16 protein-coding genes are annotated in these 20,209 nt (G+C 50.0%); 3 read left to right on the top strand and 13 right to left on the bottom strand.

Going from position 1 to position 20,209, the window contains the following annotated elements:
• The 12 genes from HMPREF2909_RS07200 to HMPREF2909_RS07145 all read right to left on the bottom strand — a co-directional run bounded on the left by HMPREF2909_RS07200 (position 1) and on the right by HMPREF2909_RS07145 (position 17,369).
• Positions 1-1,047: a phosphomevalonate kinase gene (locus tag HMPREF2909_RS07200; RefSeq protein ID WP_071415753.1), complete on the bottom strand. Its 1,047-nt coding sequence runs from the start codon at positions 1,045-1,047 to the stop codon at positions 1-3.
• On the bottom strand, positions 1,040-2,083 hold the full coding sequence (gene mvaD, locus HMPREF2909_RS07195; protein WP_071415752.1) for a diphosphomevalonate decarboxylase: 1,044 nt from the start codon (positions 2,081-2,083) through the stop codon (positions 1,040-1,042). The genes HMPREF2909_RS07200 and mvaD overlap by 8 nt, the downstream gene beginning before the upstream one ends.
• Entirely contained in the window at positions 2,083-3,048 is a 966-nt protein-coding gene (mvk, locus tag HMPREF2909_RS07190; RefSeq protein WP_071415751.1) for a mevalonate kinase, read from the bottom strand. Before mvk ends, mvaD begins: the two co-directional genes overlap by 1 nt.
• Before the next feature lie 95 nt (positions 3,049-3,143).
• A complete protein-coding gene (locus tag HMPREF2909_RS07185; protein ID WP_071415750.1) occupies positions 3,144-4,595 on the bottom strand; it encodes a multicopper oxidase domain-containing protein in 1,452 nt (483 codons plus the stop codon).
• Positions 4,596-4,598: 3 nt separating this feature from the next.
• On the bottom strand, positions 4,599-5,468 hold the full coding sequence (locus HMPREF2909_RS07180) for a hypothetical protein (RefSeq protein ID WP_071415749.1): 870 nt from the start codon (positions 5,466-5,468) through the stop codon (positions 4,599-4,601).
• A 41-nt stretch (positions 5,469-5,509) separates the two neighbouring features.
• Positions 5,510-6,544, bottom strand: a complete 1,035-nt coding sequence (locus HMPREF2909_RS07175; protein ID WP_071415748.1) for a glycosyltransferase family 2 protein — start codon at positions 6,542-6,544, stop codon at positions 5,510-5,512.
• A 99-nt stretch (positions 6,545-6,643) separates the two neighbouring features.
• On the bottom strand, positions 6,644-7,168 hold the full coding sequence (locus HMPREF2909_RS07170; RefSeq protein ID WP_071415747.1) for a GtrA family protein: 525 nt from the start codon (positions 7,166-7,168) through the stop codon (positions 6,644-6,646).
• Entirely contained in the window at positions 7,161-9,593 is a 2,433-nt protein-coding gene (locus HMPREF2909_RS07165) for a glycoside hydrolase family 3 C-terminal domain-containing protein (protein WP_084797308.1), read from the bottom strand. The genes HMPREF2909_RS07170 and HMPREF2909_RS07165 overlap by 8 nt, the downstream gene beginning before the upstream one ends.
• A gap of 257 nt (positions 9,594-9,850) precedes the next feature.
• Positions 9,851-12,847 (bottom strand): glycoside hydrolase family 3 N-terminal domain-containing protein, encoded by a 2,997-nt coding sequence (locus HMPREF2909_RS07160; RefSeq protein ID WP_071415746.1) that lies wholly within the window; start codon positions 12,845-12,847, stop codon positions 9,851-9,853.
• Between the two features lie 459 nt (positions 12,848-13,306).
• Complete coding sequence (mmsB, locus tag HMPREF2909_RS07155; RefSeq protein WP_071415745.1) at positions 13,307-14,533, bottom strand: multiple monosaccharide ABC transporter permease; 1,227 nt, start codon at positions 14,531-14,533, stop codon at positions 13,307-13,309.
• A gap of 1 nt (position 14,534) precedes the next feature.
• Positions 14,535-16,082, bottom strand: coding sequence for a multiple monosaccharide ABC transporter ATP-binding protein (mmsA, locus tag HMPREF2909_RS07150; protein ID WP_071415744.1), 1,548 nt, complete (start codon positions 16,080-16,082; stop codon positions 14,535-14,537).
• A gap of 132 nt (positions 16,083-16,214) precedes the next feature.
• Positions 16,215-17,369, bottom strand: coding sequence for a substrate-binding domain-containing protein (locus HMPREF2909_RS07145; protein WP_071415743.1), 1,155 nt, complete (start codon positions 17,367-17,369; stop codon positions 16,215-16,217).
• 232 nt (positions 17,370-17,601) lie between these two features.
• On the opposite strand from HMPREF2909_RS07145, the gene HMPREF2909_RS07140 reads away from it, so the two are divergent.
• The 3 genes from HMPREF2909_RS07140 to HMPREF2909_RS07130 all read left to right on the top strand — a co-directional run bounded on the left by HMPREF2909_RS07140 (position 17,602) and on the right by HMPREF2909_RS07130 (position 19,954).
• The gene (locus HMPREF2909_RS07140) at positions 17,602-18,765 is read left to right on the top strand and encodes an ROK family transcriptional regulator (protein ID WP_071415742.1); all 1,164 of its coding nucleotides are present in this window, start codon (positions 17,602-17,604) and stop codon (positions 18,763-18,765) included.
• A gap of 70 nt (positions 18,766-18,835) precedes the next feature.
• The gene (locus HMPREF2909_RS07135; protein ID WP_071415741.1) at positions 18,836-19,645 is read left to right on the top strand and encodes an ATP-binding cassette domain-containing protein; all 810 of its coding nucleotides are present in this window, start codon (positions 18,836-18,838) and stop codon (positions 19,643-19,645) included.
• Between the two features lie 9 nt (positions 19,646-19,654).
• On the top strand, positions 19,655-19,954 hold the full coding sequence (locus HMPREF2909_RS07130; RefSeq protein WP_071415740.1) for a hypothetical protein: 300 nt from the start codon (positions 19,655-19,657) through the stop codon (positions 19,952-19,954).
• Between the two features lie 3 nt (positions 19,955-19,957).
• Here HMPREF2909_RS07130 and HMPREF2909_RS07125 read toward each other — a convergent pair whose 3' ends face one another.
• Entirely contained in the window at positions 19,958-20,188 is a 231-nt protein-coding gene (locus HMPREF2909_RS07125) for a hypothetical protein (RefSeq protein WP_071415739.1), read from the bottom strand.
• Between the last annotated feature and the right edge of the window lie 21 nt (positions 20,189-20,209).

Here is a 20,209-nt window from a genome sequence, read left to right as displayed (position 1 = left end):
CTAGCCTAACTGCCAGTTCATAGCCATGATACCTGCTGCATCCCACGCAGCATGCAAGGCGTTCTTATCGAGGTTCTGCGCGCTCACAGCAATCGCGCAGTCGCCGCCGCCCGCGCCCGAGAACTTAGCTACCCAACCATACTGCTGAGCAATCTCTACGCAGGTGTGCAAAGCCGGAGTAAACATGTATCCGCCCGTTTTCGCGGAAAAACGAGCCATATTCTCGCTCGCCTGAGCATACGCAACCTCAAAATCGTGCGTGTTGTTGCGCACGCAAGCCTCGCGCATAGCCTGAGCAATGCGCGTTGATTCACGCACAAACTGTGCATATTCTGCTGTGTTGTTCTTTTTGTACGCGCGCACGGAATCGACCAAATCTGCAGAACTCGCCGGAGAGCCCGTCCAGCCCACAGCACTACTCACACCCTCAAGCCACTGCAACGGCTCGAGCACTAAACCCGGCCAAGCACAGGCAACAGCCTCATGAACATTCATGGTCAGCATCTGCGCGCCCAACTCGCGCACGAACGCTACATCCGGTCGCACATAATACAACAGCTGACCGAAAGCGCAGCAAGCAATATCCCCAGCCGAACCGTTATCTCCCACCAAGTGCAGCGCAAGAACCGCCAACTTGTAGATATGCTCCGCCGAAACATCGTAACCAGCGAGCAAGGCCTCCAATACGGCAACCGTTACGGCTCCCGACGAACCCAAACCATATTTGCGACCGTCAGCTTCGCGTAGCTCAGATTCGAGACGCAAAGTAACGCGCTCGAAAACGCTCCCCCCAGCTTCCACCACAAACTGTGCGGCCACCCATGCGGCAGCTAACACAAAGCGATTCGGATCGTTGGCGCGCAACTCGGGAACAGAGCGCACATCCACGTTCACTCTCACGATTTCGACAACGCCAGCTCCAGCCCCAGCGCCAGCATCACCACGCACAACCCGCGCCCGCATCTGCCGATTCACCGAGGCGATAACTGCCGCCCCGCCATCAACCACCGCGTATTCACCGCACAGATACAGTTTGCCCTTAGCCATACAGTTCGCTCCACTGCTGCTCGCTCAAGAGTTCCGGCGCACTGCCTGGAGTCGCGTCGAACAACGTAATGTCGGGGAAAGCCGCAGCCAAACGCTCATGCACAACAGCCTGATCACTTCGACGGCATAAGATCTTCACATTCGGACCAGCATCCATCGTAAAGTAGGCGCTCACACCCTCATCACGCAAAGCATGCACGAATTCAATCACCTGCATACTCTTCGAGGTCATATAGGTAAACGGCGGGTTAGCGGCAAACATCGTCGCATGGAACTTCATGCAATTGGCTTCCATCGCAGCACCAATCACATCGATATCGCGCTGTTTAATACCAGCCAAAACCTCTTGCAAATCCTTTTCGGAGGCTTCGCGCCACAAGGAATAAAAAGCCGAGGTGGCAGCCGTATGCTTCATGCCATACGTGCTGGAAATCTTCTTATGCTGAGTGGAAATAGCGGCCACCACCATGGCCACATCCCAATCAGCATTATCGAGCGGAACAGCAACCGAATCGGAACTGCCCGTACCGTAGGACCACTCGACGAAACCGCCAAAAATACTGCGTGTAGCCGAGCCGGAACCGCGACGCGCAAAAGTGGATAACTCCGTATCGCTCATGCGAGGGATATCTGGGCGCGCGGCCTCAAATAAAGCGCGCGCAGCAAAAGCTAAAGCCGCAAAACCGCTCGAGGAGCTCGCCAAACCAGCGGCCGTCGGCACATGGTTATGACTCTCCACACGCACAGCCGACGCATCAGGGCAGTTATAGCGTTCGCGGAAAAGGCTGAGCACCAGCGCAACCTTCGCGGTCGACGCCTCGTCTTGCTTCTCGCCCGCCAAATGCAGTTCGTCCGCGCTCAAACGAGAGTCAAAAGTCAGGCGCATATCGGTATACAGAGAGTCTAAAGTAAGCGACAAACTCGTGCTGGTCGGCAAATATAAAGCGTCATCGCGCTTACCCCAGTACTTAATCAGCGCAATATTTGTGTGCGCGCGAGTAGCAACGCTCAACGTATCCAACGACTGCGACACCATTAATGAATACCTTTCGATTGAAGGGGAACGAGCCATGTGCGGATTGCTCCTGCTTGAGTGAGGGCCGCGCGGATACGCTCTGCTCGGGAGGATGACTGTGCCAGAGCAATCATGCAGCCGCCGCGCCCACCGCCGGTCAGTTTCGCGCCGAGAGCGCCGGCAACATGAGCGGCCGCAATACAGCGGTCGAGAGACGCATGAGAGACGCGCAAACTCGATAAAATGCGCTGCGCCTCGTTCATGCTCTCCCCCAGAGCGCGCATGGAGTTGGCCCGCAAAGCGTCCGCGGATTCAAAGGAAAGCTGACCCAAACGATGGATGCTCGACCAGGTTTCACATGAAACGTTCGGACCGTATGATTTGAGTAGCGCGCGCACATCGCTGACTGCTTCGCGCGTACTGCCCGTAACGCCTGTATCTGCAACGACGAGCACAGCATCCGTGTCGAAAGCAAACGTAGAAATTTCTGCGCCGTGTTGGAACCATACCGCACTGTCGGAGGCAACGGCCGCGCTATCTAAGCCAGAAGCGGTTGAGTGGGCAATATTTTCTGCCACCTGCGAGTATTCGAATTCCTCTTTAAAGCTCAAAGCACGGCCAGCAAATTTCGCTACTGCACGCACGGTTGCCACCGCCACAGCAGCCGAGGAGCCCATGCCGCGCTCATGTGGAATAGTGGAGCGCACAACGAGGTTAAACCCTTTATTTTTTAAGGAAAAATCATAAATTAAACGCTCAACGAGCACGCGAATATTACTGAGCATATCTGGCGCAGAACGCAGCGGACCGCAGAAATACTCGCAATCAATGTAGAGATCGGCATCCGTGCGCAGCTGCACGTATACACTCATGCGGGCTTCGTTCAAAGGAAGAACAATAGCTGGCTGATCGTAGACCACGGAATGTTCGCCAATGAGTATAACTTTGCCATGCGAGACACCGCGATACTCTTCGTTCTTCATCATGCTGTCTACTTTAAGAAGATTTACACAGTTTTCCAGCCGTGCCAGGCGTCTCTATACATAAAAATCACGAGTAAAACGCCGTTTTGTGCACACTCCTACTCGCTCACCTCAATAGCTCCCATCGCTCCCTTTTCCGCATAACTTGCTTTATGATTCAGGAAAATGTACGTACCCGGATACGTAAAGGTTGTTTCCACGAAAGCGCCCGACGCTGTGGCCACGTCCACGGTTTGCGAGCCGACTCCCTCGGTATTGTTCACCAAGTAGCGACCCTCTGACCATACTGTGGAAAATTGTGCGCCCACAATATGGAAGTCTAGGTCGAGGTTTGGACCGGCATTGAGCAGCCAGAAGCGAGCGCTCTGCCCCGTTTTTACCTGCAAAGGATGCGCATCGTACTGGTAGACACGCCCGTTAAACTGCACAATATCGGGCTGCACAGCCGCAATCTTGTCGGAATTGGCCGCTCCCCCGTTGCTGCCCAAGTACATTTCTGACTGCACGAGCACATATTCGTGGTCCACATGTGGCAAACCTTCGCGCGGCTCGATAATAACCGCGCCAATCATGCCGCTGGCCATGTGCAAGCTCATCGGCGAGGTCGAGCAATGGTACAGCCAGATGCCGCTACGTTGTGCGGTAAAAGTATAGGAATGCGATTCACACGGGTTAATCAGCCCCATCAGTTCGTTCGGATTGCCGTCCAGCCCCGCATGGAAGTCCACATTGTGTTGCATTGTCGTCTCATTTTTGAGCTGCATGCCCATGGCTTTGTGTCCGGCTATAGAGCACCAGCCTTCGATATTGTCGCGCACTGCGCCCACCTGCACGCTTACTGTTTTACCTGGCGCCACCCGCCCGGAGCTCACTCCGTTAGAGAAAACCAGATCGTGATTTTGATCGTCGTTATTCGTAAACTTCACCACGAGATTATTGCCCGCCGGCACCTTGAGCTCGGACATGTTAAAAGCCATATGATGCGCTACCACGGTATGCGTTGTTGTCTGTCCGCTTGACTGCACCGACTGCGCGCGCTCGAACACATCCGGCCGCGCGATACTGACCACCATAAACAGTGAGACCACGGCGGTGACCACGATAACGCTCGCGAAAGCATGACCGTAACTGGCTGTTGCCTCGTGCCGTCTACCAATACGGTTATGCGCTACACTGCGTATCGGCTTACTGTGCGCAGTATGAGCGCGACCGCGTCGTTTGACTACTCCGCGTACTGCCTGCGTAAGAATGCACAACATAAGCGCTGCCATCGCAGCAATAGAAATAGCATCTCCGGCCTGCCACACAACTGTTCTGTTGAGCACTGCGCCTACTGCGCGCACAGCTACACCCAGATTGAGTAGAACGAGAGGAATATACAGAACCGGACTATACGGTAATCCGCGACGCACAATAGACGGCACAATAATGCTCACATGAGCAATCACCATGCTCATCGCAAAACCTATGGCTAGAACATGAATGGCAACATCTGCCCATAAATCTCCCGAATGTACCGGCGCAAAAATCCAAATAATGCCGGCAATCATATCCTATACATACGCGCATAACATGGCGCGACCCATCAAACCGGTAAAACCGCGCAACTTAAAGGTGCGCACGGCTGTATCGTTATACACTGCTACAGCCAGCAGCGCGCACAGAACAGCGCCCAGTAGAATATAGCCGAGAACTGGCAGCACGCGCAGCACGGCCAGAGCGATCAGAACCAGACAGCTCAGAGTAATCAGAGCCGGCTCAACCCACGCGGCGATAAACGCAACATGAGACAGTTCCAAGCGCTCCCCCCCCCCCACAATGGAGAGCACCAAAAACATGAGCCACCACGGCGTAGCCGAAGCAGCCGAGGTGCCACCCGCCCAGGCGAGCGCGCCCACAGCACCACACACGGCAGCCAAAAAATTGAATAAGCACCGAAATCGACTGCTGACGCTTCCAAATCGCAGCGTAGACCGCAGCCAACCAGACCATCTGCGCCGTCCACAATAGCCCCGGAATAACCCACTAGCCGATAACAATGATTCCAGTAGCCGCGCGCCACCAGCGACGAGCACGAGTACACTCAGAGTTCCCACGACCCCCAGCACAGGCGCACCAAATCCCCATCGAGGCTTCGTCTCGCCGCCCGTTTGGAAGGCAACAGCACGCTCCAAACTAATGGCCGTGCAGAGGAAGCCGAAAATCATGAGTGGACCGTGAGCATCAGCAAAAGGTACGCGCGTAATAACCGCGGGCAGATTCGAACGGTTCAAAGCCGCGAGCGTGCCAATAATCACAGCCAAACCAACACACACGAGCAAAATCAAGCGTGCTTTAGGCAGCGGAACTAAACCGGAGGTCGAGCGCATCGGGCGCTCAGGACGCTCGGAACGTTCAGAGGGCGAAGTCTTCTCATTTCTCATACTTCCATTGTGCCGTGTGCGCGGCGCAAAAGAAAGAGAAACTAACTGTTAAAGCCCACCGCAAAATTCGTTACGGCGTAGCCACAGCGTACGAGGCTGCGACCAAACTTGCCTGGAATAGTCATAATGCGAGCCATAATCTCCTGCTTGCGCATATCGTTGTACAGCTCTTCGCTGTGCTCGCGCAAGTTAGCCCACATCTCGTCCTTCTGCTCCCAGCAGTGTGGATCCTTCGACAACGTCAAGAAAACGCTGGTCACCATAAACTGCGAACTCAAATAGTGCAGCATGTAGTGGTACAAGCCATCCGACACGTCCTCGCGCGATGGCATAGCTTCGACCATCAGCTTGTTCACCTTTATAAGCTGATCGACGCGCGCAATCATAATATCTTTCTGCACGCTCTGGCCCTCACGGCCAATAAAATAGCGATACAAATCGATGTTCAAATAGGTGAGCGTCTTCACCCATGGCAGTGGCTGGAAGGCGTAAATAAAGTCTACATAGAAAGTGTGTTGCGGCAACACCATACCGCTGGCGCGCACAACCTCGGTGCGATACGTGAGAGTATGCATAAGCAGATACTGCTGAACACGGCAGCGGTTCATATCGTCCCAAGTAAGTCGCTCGTTGGCCTCAAAAATGTTCTTATAGCGAATCGTACGGGTGTGACGCTTCGCAATATTCTCATACGTGTAGTTGCTCACCACTAAATCGACTGGCTCGGTGGCCATAGCTTGCGAGCGCAAGAAAGTAATATACGTAACGTATGCGACTGGGTCGATCCAATCGTCAGCATCGACAATCTTTACGTACTGGCCGGTTGCCGCCGCAATGCCCGCGTTACATGCTCCACCATGGCCTGCATTGGCCTGATGAATAACGCGCACAACGCTCGGATAGCGCTCAGCAAAAGTATCTGCAAGTATGGCGGTACCGTCGCGAGACCCGTCGTCTACAATAATGATTTCCACATCTAAGGTGTCTGCTGTATCGAGAAGAGAATTTACGCAACGCGCTAAATAGTCTTCTACGTTGTAGGACGGAACTACAAAAGAAATAGTCTTGTTAGCCATATACTTTTTCTACTCTCATACAAAATCTGTCTGGCCGCGAAGCCAGACAGATTTTAGTCTACCAAACAGGGCTTAAAAGCCTAGCTTTTCGAAAGAAGCCTACTTCTTGCTCTTTGGCATAATCCAGAACTTAAGCAGTGGGTAGGAGACCACCACAGCCAGCAGCGTGTTAAATACTGCAGACAAGGTGCTGGCCAAGCCGCCCATATTCATATTCTCGCTCCATGCGGTAATGTAGCTTGGCGCAAAGCCGGAGACGATAATAATAATGATTGCCAAGATAACATACTTCCAGGCAGCATCCTTAAAGTTGGAATCCGACTTGAAGACCCACTTCATCTGTACGAAGAAGTTCACGGTCTGCGCAACAATTTCGGCAATAATCGTGGCCAAGAACATACCCAAGCCGCCAGCTTTTGCATCGTAGTTATAGAACAGGAAGTGGAACGGTTCGGTTAAGCTCATTGCCGTAACGAACAGTGGGGTGAGGCACCACAGCATAAGGAAACGGCTAACCGTAGAAATATTCGACAGCACGTTAAACAGGATGAACTCCCACAAAGCTGGGTGCTCTTCGATCCACTTGGCGAAACCGGTCTTTTCGGTCTTCTCGACGTTACTCATGAGAAATCTCCTTTAATGTCTTCTTATTAGCGCTGGCATTACGGAAATACTCAGCAATAATATGGCTTGTTCCTCGCCAGAAATGCTTATTAGCAATATCTACAATGCCGTCCACCATTTCTGGAGATACAGCACCGGCAGTCATCTTTGCCATCGCGCGAGGAGGCATATTCAGCACGAACAGGGAGTTAAGGTCTGGCGAACCTGTGTGTTCCATAGCTTTATTGCTTTGCTTAGTTAAGTAGTTGACCACAAAACGGGCTACAACCGAACGCGATGCACTCCACGAGGAAATAGCATCGTTAGCACAAAACACACCCTGAGGGTCGTACAAATCTGGCTTACCGCCGTAAAGAGCTTCGAACTCTGCGTCGGTTACGTTCTTTACATCGCCATCCCAGTAGTGACCAAGCGCCTCGTTGCGAGGCTGAGGCTCCATCGTGCCTTCGATAACATGCGTTGCCGAAAGTGGCGTGTTCTCCACGTTATTGCCCACGAACAGCTCCCATGCGCCGGCCTCTACCTGCCACGAGTTCGATGCCACATCGAAATGACGGAAAGTATACTCATCGAAATCAATACGCACCTGCTTGGATTCATGCGCATCTATTTCTACGCGTGCAAACCCTTTAAGCTCGCGGGCAGGACGCAGCACGCCCGAATGAGCCGCATGTACGTACAGCTGCGCCACATCTGCGCCAGCAACATCCGACGTATTCGTAACGGTAAAAGTAACGCCCTTATCGTCCACGCTCAGCGCCGAGTATTCGAAGCTCGAATAGCTTAAACCGTAACCGAACGGATAGCGCACAGCAATATTGCGCGTGCTGTAGTAACGGTAGCCCACAAATGGACCCTCGCGGTACACGGAGTCGCGCTCCTCGACCGGGAAGTTACCCGCGCTTGGCACATCCTCGTAACGCACAGGCCACGATTCGGCCAAATGACCAGACGGATTCACATCGCCAGTCAGCACATCCACGGTTGCCAAAGCCCCCGCCTGACCAGCCAGACCCACATACAAAATCGCGTCCACCTCGTCTGCAAAATCAACTTCTACAGCCGAACCTGCAACCAGAACGACCACGATCTGCTTACCCGTATCGACCAGCTGCGAAAGCATATCGAGCTGAACCTGCGGAATATGCAGGTGAGAACGGTCAAGACCCTCAGATTCCGAGCGCTCGTCCAAACCGATGCACGCAATCACAACATCTGGGTTCGTTGTGTTCACGGTGTTCACAGCCTGCGCGATCAGATCCTCGCGAACCGCACCCTGACGGTCATAGCCCTGCTCGAAGCTGAGAACCTGCAGGTCCTCGCGCACCTTCAAACTGTCGAGCAGATTATCGACGCGGTACGCGTTTACCTTGGACGAACCGGACCCCTGATACCTCGCGGTCTGTGCCATATCGCCCACAACCACCAGTTTCGCGTTCTGCTTAAGAGGCAGCGCGTTCTTTTCGTTGCGCAGGAGAACCGCGGTTTTGCGCGCGATACGGCGAGCAATCTCATGATTGCGCTTTTTATCCTCTTCATTTAGGAAACCGTCTCCTGATGGCTTCGTATTGCGTGTGCGCTCGACTGTGTTGAGCACACCTTGAGCTGATGCGTTCAGCTCTGCTTCGGTTACGCGACCGTCACGAACGCCCTGCACTACCTGACGCGCGGACGCCAAACCGGCAGCCGGCATCTCTAAGCCAGCGCCCACACGAGCGGATTCGACGACATCGTTGGAGCCGCCCCAGTCAGAAATAACCAGGCCATCGAAACCCCACTCGCCTTTAAGAATCTCAGTAATCAAATGATCGCTCTCGTGTGCGTACACACCATTAACCATGTTGTAGGACGACATAATCGTCCATGGCTTAGCTTCCTTCACGGCAATCTCGAACGCGGTGAGATAGTATTCGCGCAGCGTGCGCTCGTCCACAATCGAGTTAGACGCCTGACGGCGCAGCTCCTGGGAATTAACCGCGTAATGCTTTGGGCAAGCTCCTACCCCATGAGACTGAATGCCTTCAATAAAGCCGGCAGCCAAACGACCTGCCAGAACAGGATCTTCCGAATAGTATTCGAAGTTGCGACCACACAATGGGTTACGCTTCATGTTAATGCCCGGGCCGAGCAGCACTTGCACGCCCAAATCGCGGGCTTCAGCGCCCAAAGTTTCACCCATAAGACGAGCTTCTTCAGGGTCCCACGAGTTCGCAACTGTGCCAGCTGTTGGGAAGCATGTGGCAGGCTTGGACTCGCCCAAACCCAAGTGATCGCCCGAACCGGTCTGGCGGCGCACACCATTAGGACCATCACTCATAACGAATGCGGGAATATTGCGGCGCTTAAGTTCGCGGCTCTCCCATTCAGATTGACCAGACAGTAGGGACGCTTTTTCTATAAGCGTTAAATCTTCTGCTTTCACCATTGTTAATTCCTTCGCGATGCAAGCTTCCTTGCATACATCTCTCTGACTGCTTTAACAGCTTTTATTTTATTGGTTCGTGCTCTTTTCGTTGTCTTTCTTGGCACGAAAGGTAGGTTTGAGAGCGTGAATTGTAATTCGGAGTGTTGTGTTGTGTTCTGGTGCTCTATGCAAAAGGCAAGGCTCGCCATCTCGAGTGGACTAGCGTCCGTTCTGAGATGACGAGCCTTATTATCTAGCTCTTGCGTAATCTTTACTGATTACTCTGCCACTACTTCTGCTTCCTCAGAACTAGATGCATCCAGAGCTGCAGCCTTCTCGGCCTTTTCTGCCTTCAGTCGCTTGGTAAAGCGGCGGATGGATACCCATGCTGCCCACAGGAGCAGGAGAGCCAGAACTGCTACTACTGCGTAGTAGATCCACTGCCACAGAGCGATTTCAGTCTTTGGAGCGCCATTCTCGTATACGTAGGTGTTCACAGCGGTGTAGAGAATACCGTGTGTAGCTTCACGCATATGAGCAACAGTATTAGCTGACTTATCGGTAATTTCGTTGGTGGTTGGAACAGTAGCAAGCATTGCATTACCACCGTTATAGATGGATAGTGTGCCTTCCATGTAGCCATAGCCACCGAAGTAATCGGTCAGAACGAAGCCACGGAAGCCCCACTCATCGCGCAGAACCTTGTTGAGCAAAGAGTCGTTTGCACCAGCCCACTCATTACCAATGTAATTGAATGCGGACATTACAGCAGTTGCCTTACCATCCTTCACAGTCATTTCGAATGGTTTCAGGTAGATTTCGCGAATAGCCTGCTCAGTGCTCCATGTGTGCAACATAGACAGACGGTGATCTTCCTGATCATTCATTGCGAAGTGCTTCATGAATACATACAAGCCAGCTTCTTGAATGGACTTGGTTTCCAAGGAAGCCATGTAGCCCGAGAGTACCGGATCTTCGGAGAAGTATTCGAAGTTACGACCTGCATATGGGCTGCGGTGAATGTTCATAGCTGGTGCATACCAACCGGTAACCTTCAAGTCCTTACCCATCTGAGCAATAGCCTTACCGAATTCGGTTGCTAATTCTTTGTTCCATGTGGAAGCCACAGTAGTAGACGATGGCAAGCCGATGGAACCCTGCTTGGTGAAGTTGTTGTTCAAAGCTGCAGGACCATCCACATCGGACTGGCGAACCTTACTGATAGATGGAATAGCACCATTGTTGTAGCCTGCAAAAGCAATTAACTGTGCCATTTCATCGTAGGTCAGCTCGTCAAGGAGCTTATCCCACATTGGATCGTCATAATCCTTGCCATAGAGCTGGTAAAGCTGAACACCGTTCTTAGCGCCGGTTGTTGGCATCTTTACGTTGCCCTCTTCCTTCTTCACCTTCTCGAGCCATTCCTTAACATTCGAGGAGTTTACGAAGGTGTCCTTGTACTGAGCTGCAAGCTCAAGGTTAGCTGGAGCAGCAGTTGCTTCAGCGAGGTTAGCGAACTTACCTGCACGAGACAAGTAGGTTACAGAACCATTGCCGTCTGCATCAGCAAACTGGTTCTTAGCAACAGTCTTATCTCCATTATGAGTGGTGGAACCATCATACTTAATAGTGGAAGCAACATTAACAGTCTTAGTGTCGAGCTTAGTGTGAGAATCAGCGTTCACAGAAATCTCATAGTCACCAGCTTCGAGCACGTATGCGCCATCACCAGACATGTCATAAGAAGCCATATCGGAGTCGTTGAAGCTCACGTTTACAGTTTCAGACTGACCAGGCTCAATAATCTTGGTCTTAGCGAACTGAACAAGGTTAGCAGTGGACTTTTCAATGCCACCTTCAGTGTATGGAGGATTGTAGAAGACTTCTACCGCAGTCTTACCTGCAACCTTACCCGTGTTAGTTACGGTTACATCGAAGCTTACCTTGCCATTTGCATAGGTAACTTCACCCATCTTCTGTTCAAAAGTGGTGTACGACAAGCCATAACCGAATGGATACTGTACTGCTTCATCGTAATTAATAGCACCTTCAGCATCTGCAGTTTCGAAGAACTTGTAGCCCACATAAATGCCTTCTACATAGTTCACGAATGCAGGAGTGAACTTACCGAAGAAACCTGCATCGGTAGAGTATTCCTTCATATTGGTGTAGTCCCAGTGACCAATATTGTTATGCCAAGGAGCCTTAGAGAAGTCACGCAAGAAAGTATCAGAGGTCTTACCTGATGGGTTCACCTTACCGGAGAGAATAGAACCGAGGGAAGCAAAACCAGTCTGACCTGCTGGTGGGCACCACAGAACGGACTTAATCTGAGAATAATTATCTACCCAGCTCAAGTTCATAGCATTAGCACCGTTGTAAACGACAGTTACATCGTCGAAGTTATCAGTAATGAGCTTTACCAAGTCCTGCTCGGTCTTAGAAAGAGAAAGATATCCTTGACCCTTTTCGAAATCTTGGTAATCACCATTATTCACATAGTCGTGTGCTTCTTCGCCACCGAAAGCCTGAACCTTGGACTTGTATCCTGACTCGTGAACACTCAAAGTAGTCATATCGGATGGCAAATCAGCACCTTCACCACCGGAACGACCAATAACCAGAACAGCCTTATTGGAGAACTGCTTAGCCTGAGAGATTTCTGCTTCTGTGTAAGAAGCAGCAGTTGGCTCAGGAAGAGTCCAATCCTGGCTTACCATACCCACGATTGGGCGATCTGCACGATAGTCAATGTACTTCTTAGTGAGCTGTTCGTTAGTCTTAAAGCCAGCTTCCTGCATACCCTGAATAAGGGAAGTTGTTGGGTACTTGTCGTTCATGGAACCAGAACCAGTTCCACCATAAATTGGATTAGACGATGCCCAACCAAACACGTTCACAGCAGAATTTGCTTTAAAAGGCAAGCTGGAATCCTTGTTTTCAAGAAGAGTAACACCTTCGTTCTGAATTTCTGTAGCGAGCTTTTCGGCCTTAGCCTTGCTTGCTTCGCTCAAAGTACCAGAACCAGACATCAGGTTCAAAGTAGTATTCAGTGATCCAAACAGCATCATAGATACTGCAACCATAATGGCCACAACAGCTGCAATCCAGCTCCACGAGTGAATCAGCTTTCGCCAGCTATGAGATTTGAGCCACAACTTATTAACAGCAATTGTTAATACAATTGCAGCGACCAAAGCAACACCAATGATGATTAACTGCGACTCTAATGACTTGAGTAACGCAATAACGTCATCTATATTTATGCCAAGCATCTCTGCCCCTTTCCTATTCTTTTTCTCGTCCCGCACTCCATTGATGTAGGCACATCTATTAATAAAGAACACTTTTGTTCTTTATAACAGAATTTAATTCCGATTATATGGCAAGATTTTTATGAAGTCTCAGCCAGAAGAACGATATTGCACAAGTGGTTCGCTTCGTTTCACGACACGCCGCAGCGTGTGAATGGGCAGATATGGTTTGGTGCATTTTGTTTTGTATTCATGAGTGAAGTCGATACGCGCAACCGATATGCCAGTTTTGAAGCCATTTTTGCGCATCAAAACTGGCATAAGAGGTGTATTAATCGGTTAAGGAGAATACGTGAGAGCAAGGCTCTAACACTCCACGTTTCACACTCACACTCCCCTCTCAATGCACAAGCTCCAACAACCTATAAAGATTGCCGGAGCTTGCTTTTGTTAATGGAGAGATATAGGAGAAGTTGTTATTTAGCCCTTCTTACGCTTAGACATCAAATCTACTGCCACAGCGCCCAAGAGCACGAGACCCTTAATGGTCTTTACGATTGCGGTATCCACACCCATAATGGACAGACCCTGATTAATAACACCCATAACGAATGCACCAACCACAGCACCTGGAATGGTACCAATACCACCGGTTACAGCAGTACCACCGATGAAGCAGGCTGCAATAGCATCCATTTCGAATTCCATACCTGCCTGAGCGGTTGCAGATGCCAAACGGGAGAGCATGCACACTGCAGCCACAGCAGACAAGAATCCCATGTGGATGTAGAGGAAGAAATCAACCTTACGATCATCGATACCGGAGAGGCGAGCAGCCTTACGGTTACCACCAACTGCATAAACGTGACGACCAAATACTGTACGGGTCAAGATGAAGTTGTAGACCACAACGAGCACGCCCACAATAATGAGCATGTACGGAATACCACCGTTCTCACCGCTACCAGAGAGGGAGAGCAAGTAGGTTACGAAACCAATAACGAGAGCTGCAACAACAATCTTAATCCAGGTTAAGCTCATTGGCTCTGGCTCGAGACCAGACTTTGCAATCTTTGTGCGGCTACGGAACTGCAGAACAACGAACAGAGCGAAAACAGCAGCACCCACAACCAAAGTCAAAGTAGACATGTTACCAATAAAGCCGAGGAAGTTTGGAACATAGTTGCTTGCAATGCCGCGGAAGTCACGAGAAGTAATAGGAACAGATTCACCTACGATAACTGTTGCCAAACCGCGGAAGATAAGCATACCTGCCAGTGTGGTAATGAAGCCTGGAATACGCACATATGCTACCCAGAAACCATTCCATATACCAATAACCAAGCCAAGGATAATGCTAATCAGAATTGCAAGAAGCCAATTCACACCGTAGTGTTCCATCAGCAGTGCACACACACCACCAATAAATGCTACTAAGGAACCAACCGACAGATCGATGTGGGTAGCAATAATAACCATCACCATACCGATTGCCAAAATAATTACGTATGCGTTCTGCTGCAGCAGGGAGACGAAACTGTTAGGCTTAAGCAAAACACCGCCTGTAAGAATCTGGAATGCTACAACAATAACAATCAAAGCGCCAACAATACCGTACTGACGCAGGTTGCCCATAATCGTCGACAAAAGCGTATTATCGCTTGCCTTCTTTTCTGTCTTTGCGACAGTTGCACTCGAAGTTGCCATATTAAATCTCTTCCTTTTCCTTTGTCATGCAACGCATGAGATATTCCTGAGTAAATCCTTCTTTGGATACATCAGCGGTAATAACACCCTGGTTGACTGTGTAAATACGATCGCAAATACCGATAAGCTCTGGAAGTTCGGAGGAAATAACAACCACAGCCTTTCCTGCATCTGCCATACGATCAATAATTTCGTAGATCTCGTATTTAGCACCAACATCGATACCTCGCGTTGGTTCGTCAAGGATAAGGATGTCCGGATCAGAAATAACCCACTTAGCAAGCACTACTTTCTGCTGATTACCACCAGAAAGAGTTCCCACGTTCACATCAATATTGTGGCACTTAATATTGAAGCCTTTACGGTACTCTTCTACAGCCTTGCGCTCCTCGCTATCGTTCATAACGCCGCTCTTGCTCATCTTAGTAAGCGAAGCGAGAGCCGCGTTCTCGCGAATGTTCTGCAGCAGGTTAAGACCGTAAGACTTTCGATCTTCTGTAGCGTATGCCATTCCAGCGTTGATTGCTTGCTGCACGTTCTTAATATGCTGATTCTTGCCGTGAATGTACAAGTCACCAGAAATATTTGCTCCGTACGAGCGACCGAACAAGCTCATCGCCATCTCGGTACGGCCTGCACCCATCAGGCCTGCGAAGCCAACGATTTCGCCAGCGCGAACATGGAAGTTAGCGTTATCTACGATCACACGCGTCGGATCGAGCGGAGAGTGTACGGTCCAGTTTTCTACGCGCATAATCTCGTCGCCGAGCTTGGACTCGTGTACAGGATAAAGATTTGTTAACGGGCGACCTACCATCTTGCGAATCAGTTCGTCCTGATCAAGTGGCTGTTCTTCGTCGATAAACATGGTACCTACGGTGGAACCATCTCGAATAATCGTAATATTATCTGCAATATCAGCAATTTCGTTGAGCTTGTGCGAAATAATAATACTGGTTACGCCATGGTTGTCGCGCAGGTCGCGGATGAGGCCAAGCAGGTGAGCGGAATCTTCGTCGTTCAAAGCTGCAGTAGGCTCATCGAGAATAAGAAGCTTTACGTCCTTGGTTAGGGCCTTAGCAATTTCTACCAACTGCTGCTTACCCACACCAATATCCATAATCTTGGTGTCTGGATCTTCTGGAAGACCAACTCGGTTCAAAAGCTCCTGTGCCTTTGCGCGAGTCTTTTCCCAATCCACAACACCGTGGCTTTGAGCTTCGTTGCCCATAAAAATATTTTCAGCAATAGATAAGAATGGAATTAATGCAAGTTCCTGGTGAATAATTACGATACCGTCGGATTCGGAATCCTTAATATTCTTGTACTTGCAAACCTTGCCTCCAAACTCAATATCACCGCTATAGGTGCCGTATGGGTACACGCCCGACAAAACGTTCATCAGCGTGGACTTACCTGCACCATTCTCACCACAGATTGCGTGAATTTCGCCGCGATCTACGCTCAAATTCACATTGGTGAGAGCCTTCACTGGTCCGAAGGTCTTGGTGATATCGCGCATTCGCAGAATTACCTCTGCTTCAGCCATAATCACTCCTTTAACAAATGGGCTGTGTACCACTGTGTAAACCACTATCCGTAGCGCACAGCCCGATAATTTTTTCTTCGCTCATCTATGAGACTCATCTATGAGCTCAGGTGCCGACTATCTGTAGAAAACCTACTTCGTCAGCTTGTCGAAGCGCTCCTGCGTAATGTAGCCGTCCTTCACCAGCACATCCAGGTTGTCCTTAGTAATAGACACTGGGTCGAGCAGCTTAGACTTAACATCGATAACACCGTTGTTGAAAGAACCGTTGAGGCCAGATACATCCTTGCCTTCTGCAATTTCTACAACCATGTCGTATACAGCATCTGCGAGCTTGTTTACGTCCTTGAATACGGTTTCGCCCTGGAGACCCTTAGCAATATTTGCTACTGCAATTTCCATTGCATCCTGACCAGTCATCACAGGCCACGAATCGGCGCCTGGCTGCATGTCTGGACGCTTGGTCTGAATAGCGTTAATAATACCCTGGGTAATACCATCGTATGGGGAAAGAACTGCATTGAGCTTCTCGCCGTGTGCGTAGGTGGAATCGAGAATAGATTCCATATCTGTCTGAGCCTGAGCTGTCTTCCAAGACTGTACAGAAATCTTCTGCCATGTGTTATCCACAGTGCTCTGTGCGTTCACGCCACCACCGTGGTTGGAAGGAGATACGAGTACACCCTTTTCGAAGTATGGCTGGAGAAGATCCCAAGCACCCTTAAAGAAGTACTTTGCATTGTTATCGTCTGGAGAACCGGTAAAGAGTTCAATATTGAATGGGCCGGTTGCTCCTTCTTCGAGCTTGAGCTGTTTAATAATGTACTGAGCTTCCAGTACACCAACCTGCTCGAGCTGGAAGGTTGCGTAATAGTCTACTGCTTCGGTGTTCATAATCAAACGATCGTATGCAATAACCTTAGCGCCTGCTTCGTGAGCCTTTTCCACTGCAGGACCTACTGCTGTACCATCCTTAGATGCTACTACTACGATCTTTGCATCGTTGTTCACCATGTTTTCAATATCAGCATTCTGCTGAGCTGGCTTATCGTCTGCGAACGAAAGAATAACCTTATAGCCTGCCTTTTCGAGCTTTGCCTTCAGGTTATTACCATCCTTGTTCCAACGCTCTTCGGACTTTGTTGGCATAGAAATACCAATTGTTGCACCCTTTTCTACCTTGGTGGATGCACCATCGGAACCCCCACGGCTGCTGGAGCATGCGCCCAGGCCAACCATCATTGCTGCTGCAGCAAAGAGAGCTACGAGTTTTTTACCTGACTTCATTTCCTTCTCCTTCGTAGGAATGAAAGATATCGTATGAAATAGATTTCACTATTGATATCTATCTGCACATTCGAGTGTAATTTATTAGGTTTAAGAAATCAATTCAACACGCACGTTTTTTATAAATTGAGTTTTTTTATTAAATTCAAGAACACAATAACCACACATTTCGCGGCTCAAAACACCGGTGAAAAGTTGAAACCCCACCGTTTTGTGTATTACTCTTAAAGACATGGCACCGCATATTTCTGGATCTCAATCATCGCTTCGAGAGGCAAATAAGGCACTCTTAAGCGATGCTATTACTAAATATGGTGCTATGACGCAGGTTGAACTTGCAGAAAACACAGGCCTGTCCACAGCAACCGTATCTATTTTAGTGCGTCAGCTCGTCGACGATGGTCTTTTTACCACCACCGATACTGTGCGCAGTGGCCGACGCGCCACCCTTGTTTCTATTGCCCGCAAAATGGGTATTGGAGTCGGTGTAGCTATCGAACGCCATAGTCTGTCTATTTGCGTCACTGATTTTTCGCTTACTGTGCTGGCCGAGCATTCCATGCCTTTGGCTTTTGGACATAAACCCGACTCGACACTTATTCAAGCAGCGCGCCTTATCCACGAAACCATCGATTCTATTGGCGCTCAGATAGACGAGATTGCCTCTATTATGGTGGCTATTGCAGCTCCTGTGGATTGGAAGCATCAGCAAATTGGTGTGCGCAGAATTCTTCCAGATTGGGACGATATCGATGTTGTGGCACACTTTAAGAATTCCTTCCATTGCGCTATTTTTATCGATAACGATGCGAACGCCGCGGCTATAGCTGAGCATAAACAGGGCGTAGCCGCAAATCTATCGAACTTCCTTTATGTTCATGCTGGCGATGGCGTCGGTTCTGCCATGTTTATTAATAACGATATTTATCGCGGATCTATGGGTTTGGCCGGCGAAATCGGTCATGTTCAGGTCGATCCGTTTGGCGATATCTGCGTGTGCGGTAACCGCGGCTGCCTCGATACGGTAGTCAGCGAGCAGCGCCTAACCCAAGTGCTCAGCTTTACGCACGGCTCTATTACCTTAGATGATTTAATTCAAGGCGCTCTCAACAGCGACGCGGGTTGCCGTCGCGTTATCTCGGACGCGGCTGTGCGTATCGGTACGGTTGTGGCGCAAACCTGTATTTCTATGGATCCACAGTCTATTGTGGTGGGCGGAACGCTCACAAAAGCGCGCGATATTTTCCTCGAACCACTCCAACAGTCTGTTCAGCGCCTGCTCTTCCCGGACGCTGTTGCTCCTATTCGTATTATTTCGTCGGACAACCCGGAAAATAATGTGGCATTGGGCGCCGCTTTGGCCAGTATTGAACTTGCCCCGTCCGTTTCTATATAAAGCGAAAACGGGGAGCTGATATACTTGGTTGGTATTGAGAAAAACGTTGAGGACACAGGTGACTTCACACATGACTGCAATTGAACAAACACCATTGCTTGAGGCTAGTCATCTTTCTCTTAGCTTCAACTATATTGAGGCGCTCACCGATGTTAGTTTAAGCCTCGCCGCCCACGAAGTTGTGGCTCTGGTAGGAGATAATGGTGCCGGAAAATCAACGCTGTTAAAAACTTTTGCCGGCCTGTTTAGCCCAGATACCGGTTTTTTGCGCGTGCGAGGCGAAAAAGTGACGCTGTCGAGCGTGCGCGCTGCCAACGACCTGGGTATTGCCTCGATTTTCCAAGACGTGAATATGTGTATGAATCTCGACGTGGCGGCCAATATTTTCTTAGGCCAAGAGATTGCTAATCAGCTCGGCAACCGTGACGACGAGAATATGCATATTCAGGCGCGCGAGATCCTCTCGCAGCTCTCCTCACCGCTGAGCGCCTTCCGCTCTTTGGAGGGCTTATCCACGGGTGAGAAGCAAACCGTTGCGATTGCTCGTGCTATGCTGCACGACCCCGATATTGTGCTCATGGATGAGCCGACCGCTTCACTGTCGGTTATCCAGACCGCACAGGTGCTTTCGTATATTAAGGAACTGCGGGCACGCGGTAAGGCGATTTTGCTCGTCTGCCATAATCTTCCGGATGTTTTTGCTGTGGCCGACCGCATTGCCGTTATGCGTCACGGCCGTTTAGTGACTGTGCATCGTACGGCGCACACCTCGTACGAGCAGATTATTGCTGAGATTGCGGGCGCACGCACCGTTAACGAGGAGTTTATTAATACAGAAAATACATCCGAACCGCATAAACTGATTGACCGCTACAACTAAAGGATAAAGATGGATTTAGCTTTGATGATTGGAAGCGCTGTGCTCGGCCTTATTTTAGGCCTGCTGTTTGGCGCTTTTCCCTTGCGCACCACTGAGATGACCCGTAAGCAAGAAAGTTATGGTTTCGCTTTAGGTGTCGTATGCTTGGGCATTGTTTTGATTTTGATTTTCTTGAATCAAAATCTAGCGTCTTGGATCTTTATTGCAGCAGTGATTATTGGTTTTGCTGTTGCTAAGATCCCACCAGTCCACGCCTGGTTCGTTGGCCGCTTTAAGATTTTTAGGCCAAAGAAGAAGCGCAAGAAGTAAGCTTTACTCGTCCTCGTCGTCATCATCGTCATCGGCAGGGCGAGTTTTTTTATACAAGGTCCAGCCCTGATAGCTCGTATAGCCGATAACAACGAGAAGGCAGGCAATAAACACCCAGCTTGCCCAGTTGGTAATAGTGCCATCGTGAATATAGCTGTAAATGCTTTGAATCAGCCATGCTGTGCAGGCTAAAGCTGTAAGAAGATAAAGACGCGACTGTGCTGTTTCATTCATGGTTCACCAGTTTAGCAAAGC

It is taken from the genome of Alloscardovia sp. HMSC034E08 (assembly GCF_001813415.1).
GTDB classification, from domain to species: Bacteria; Actinomycetota; Actinomycetes; order Actinomycetales; family Bifidobacteriaceae; genus Alloscardovia; species Alloscardovia omnicolens.
This window is presented reverse-complemented; position numbering and strand designations above follow the sequence as displayed.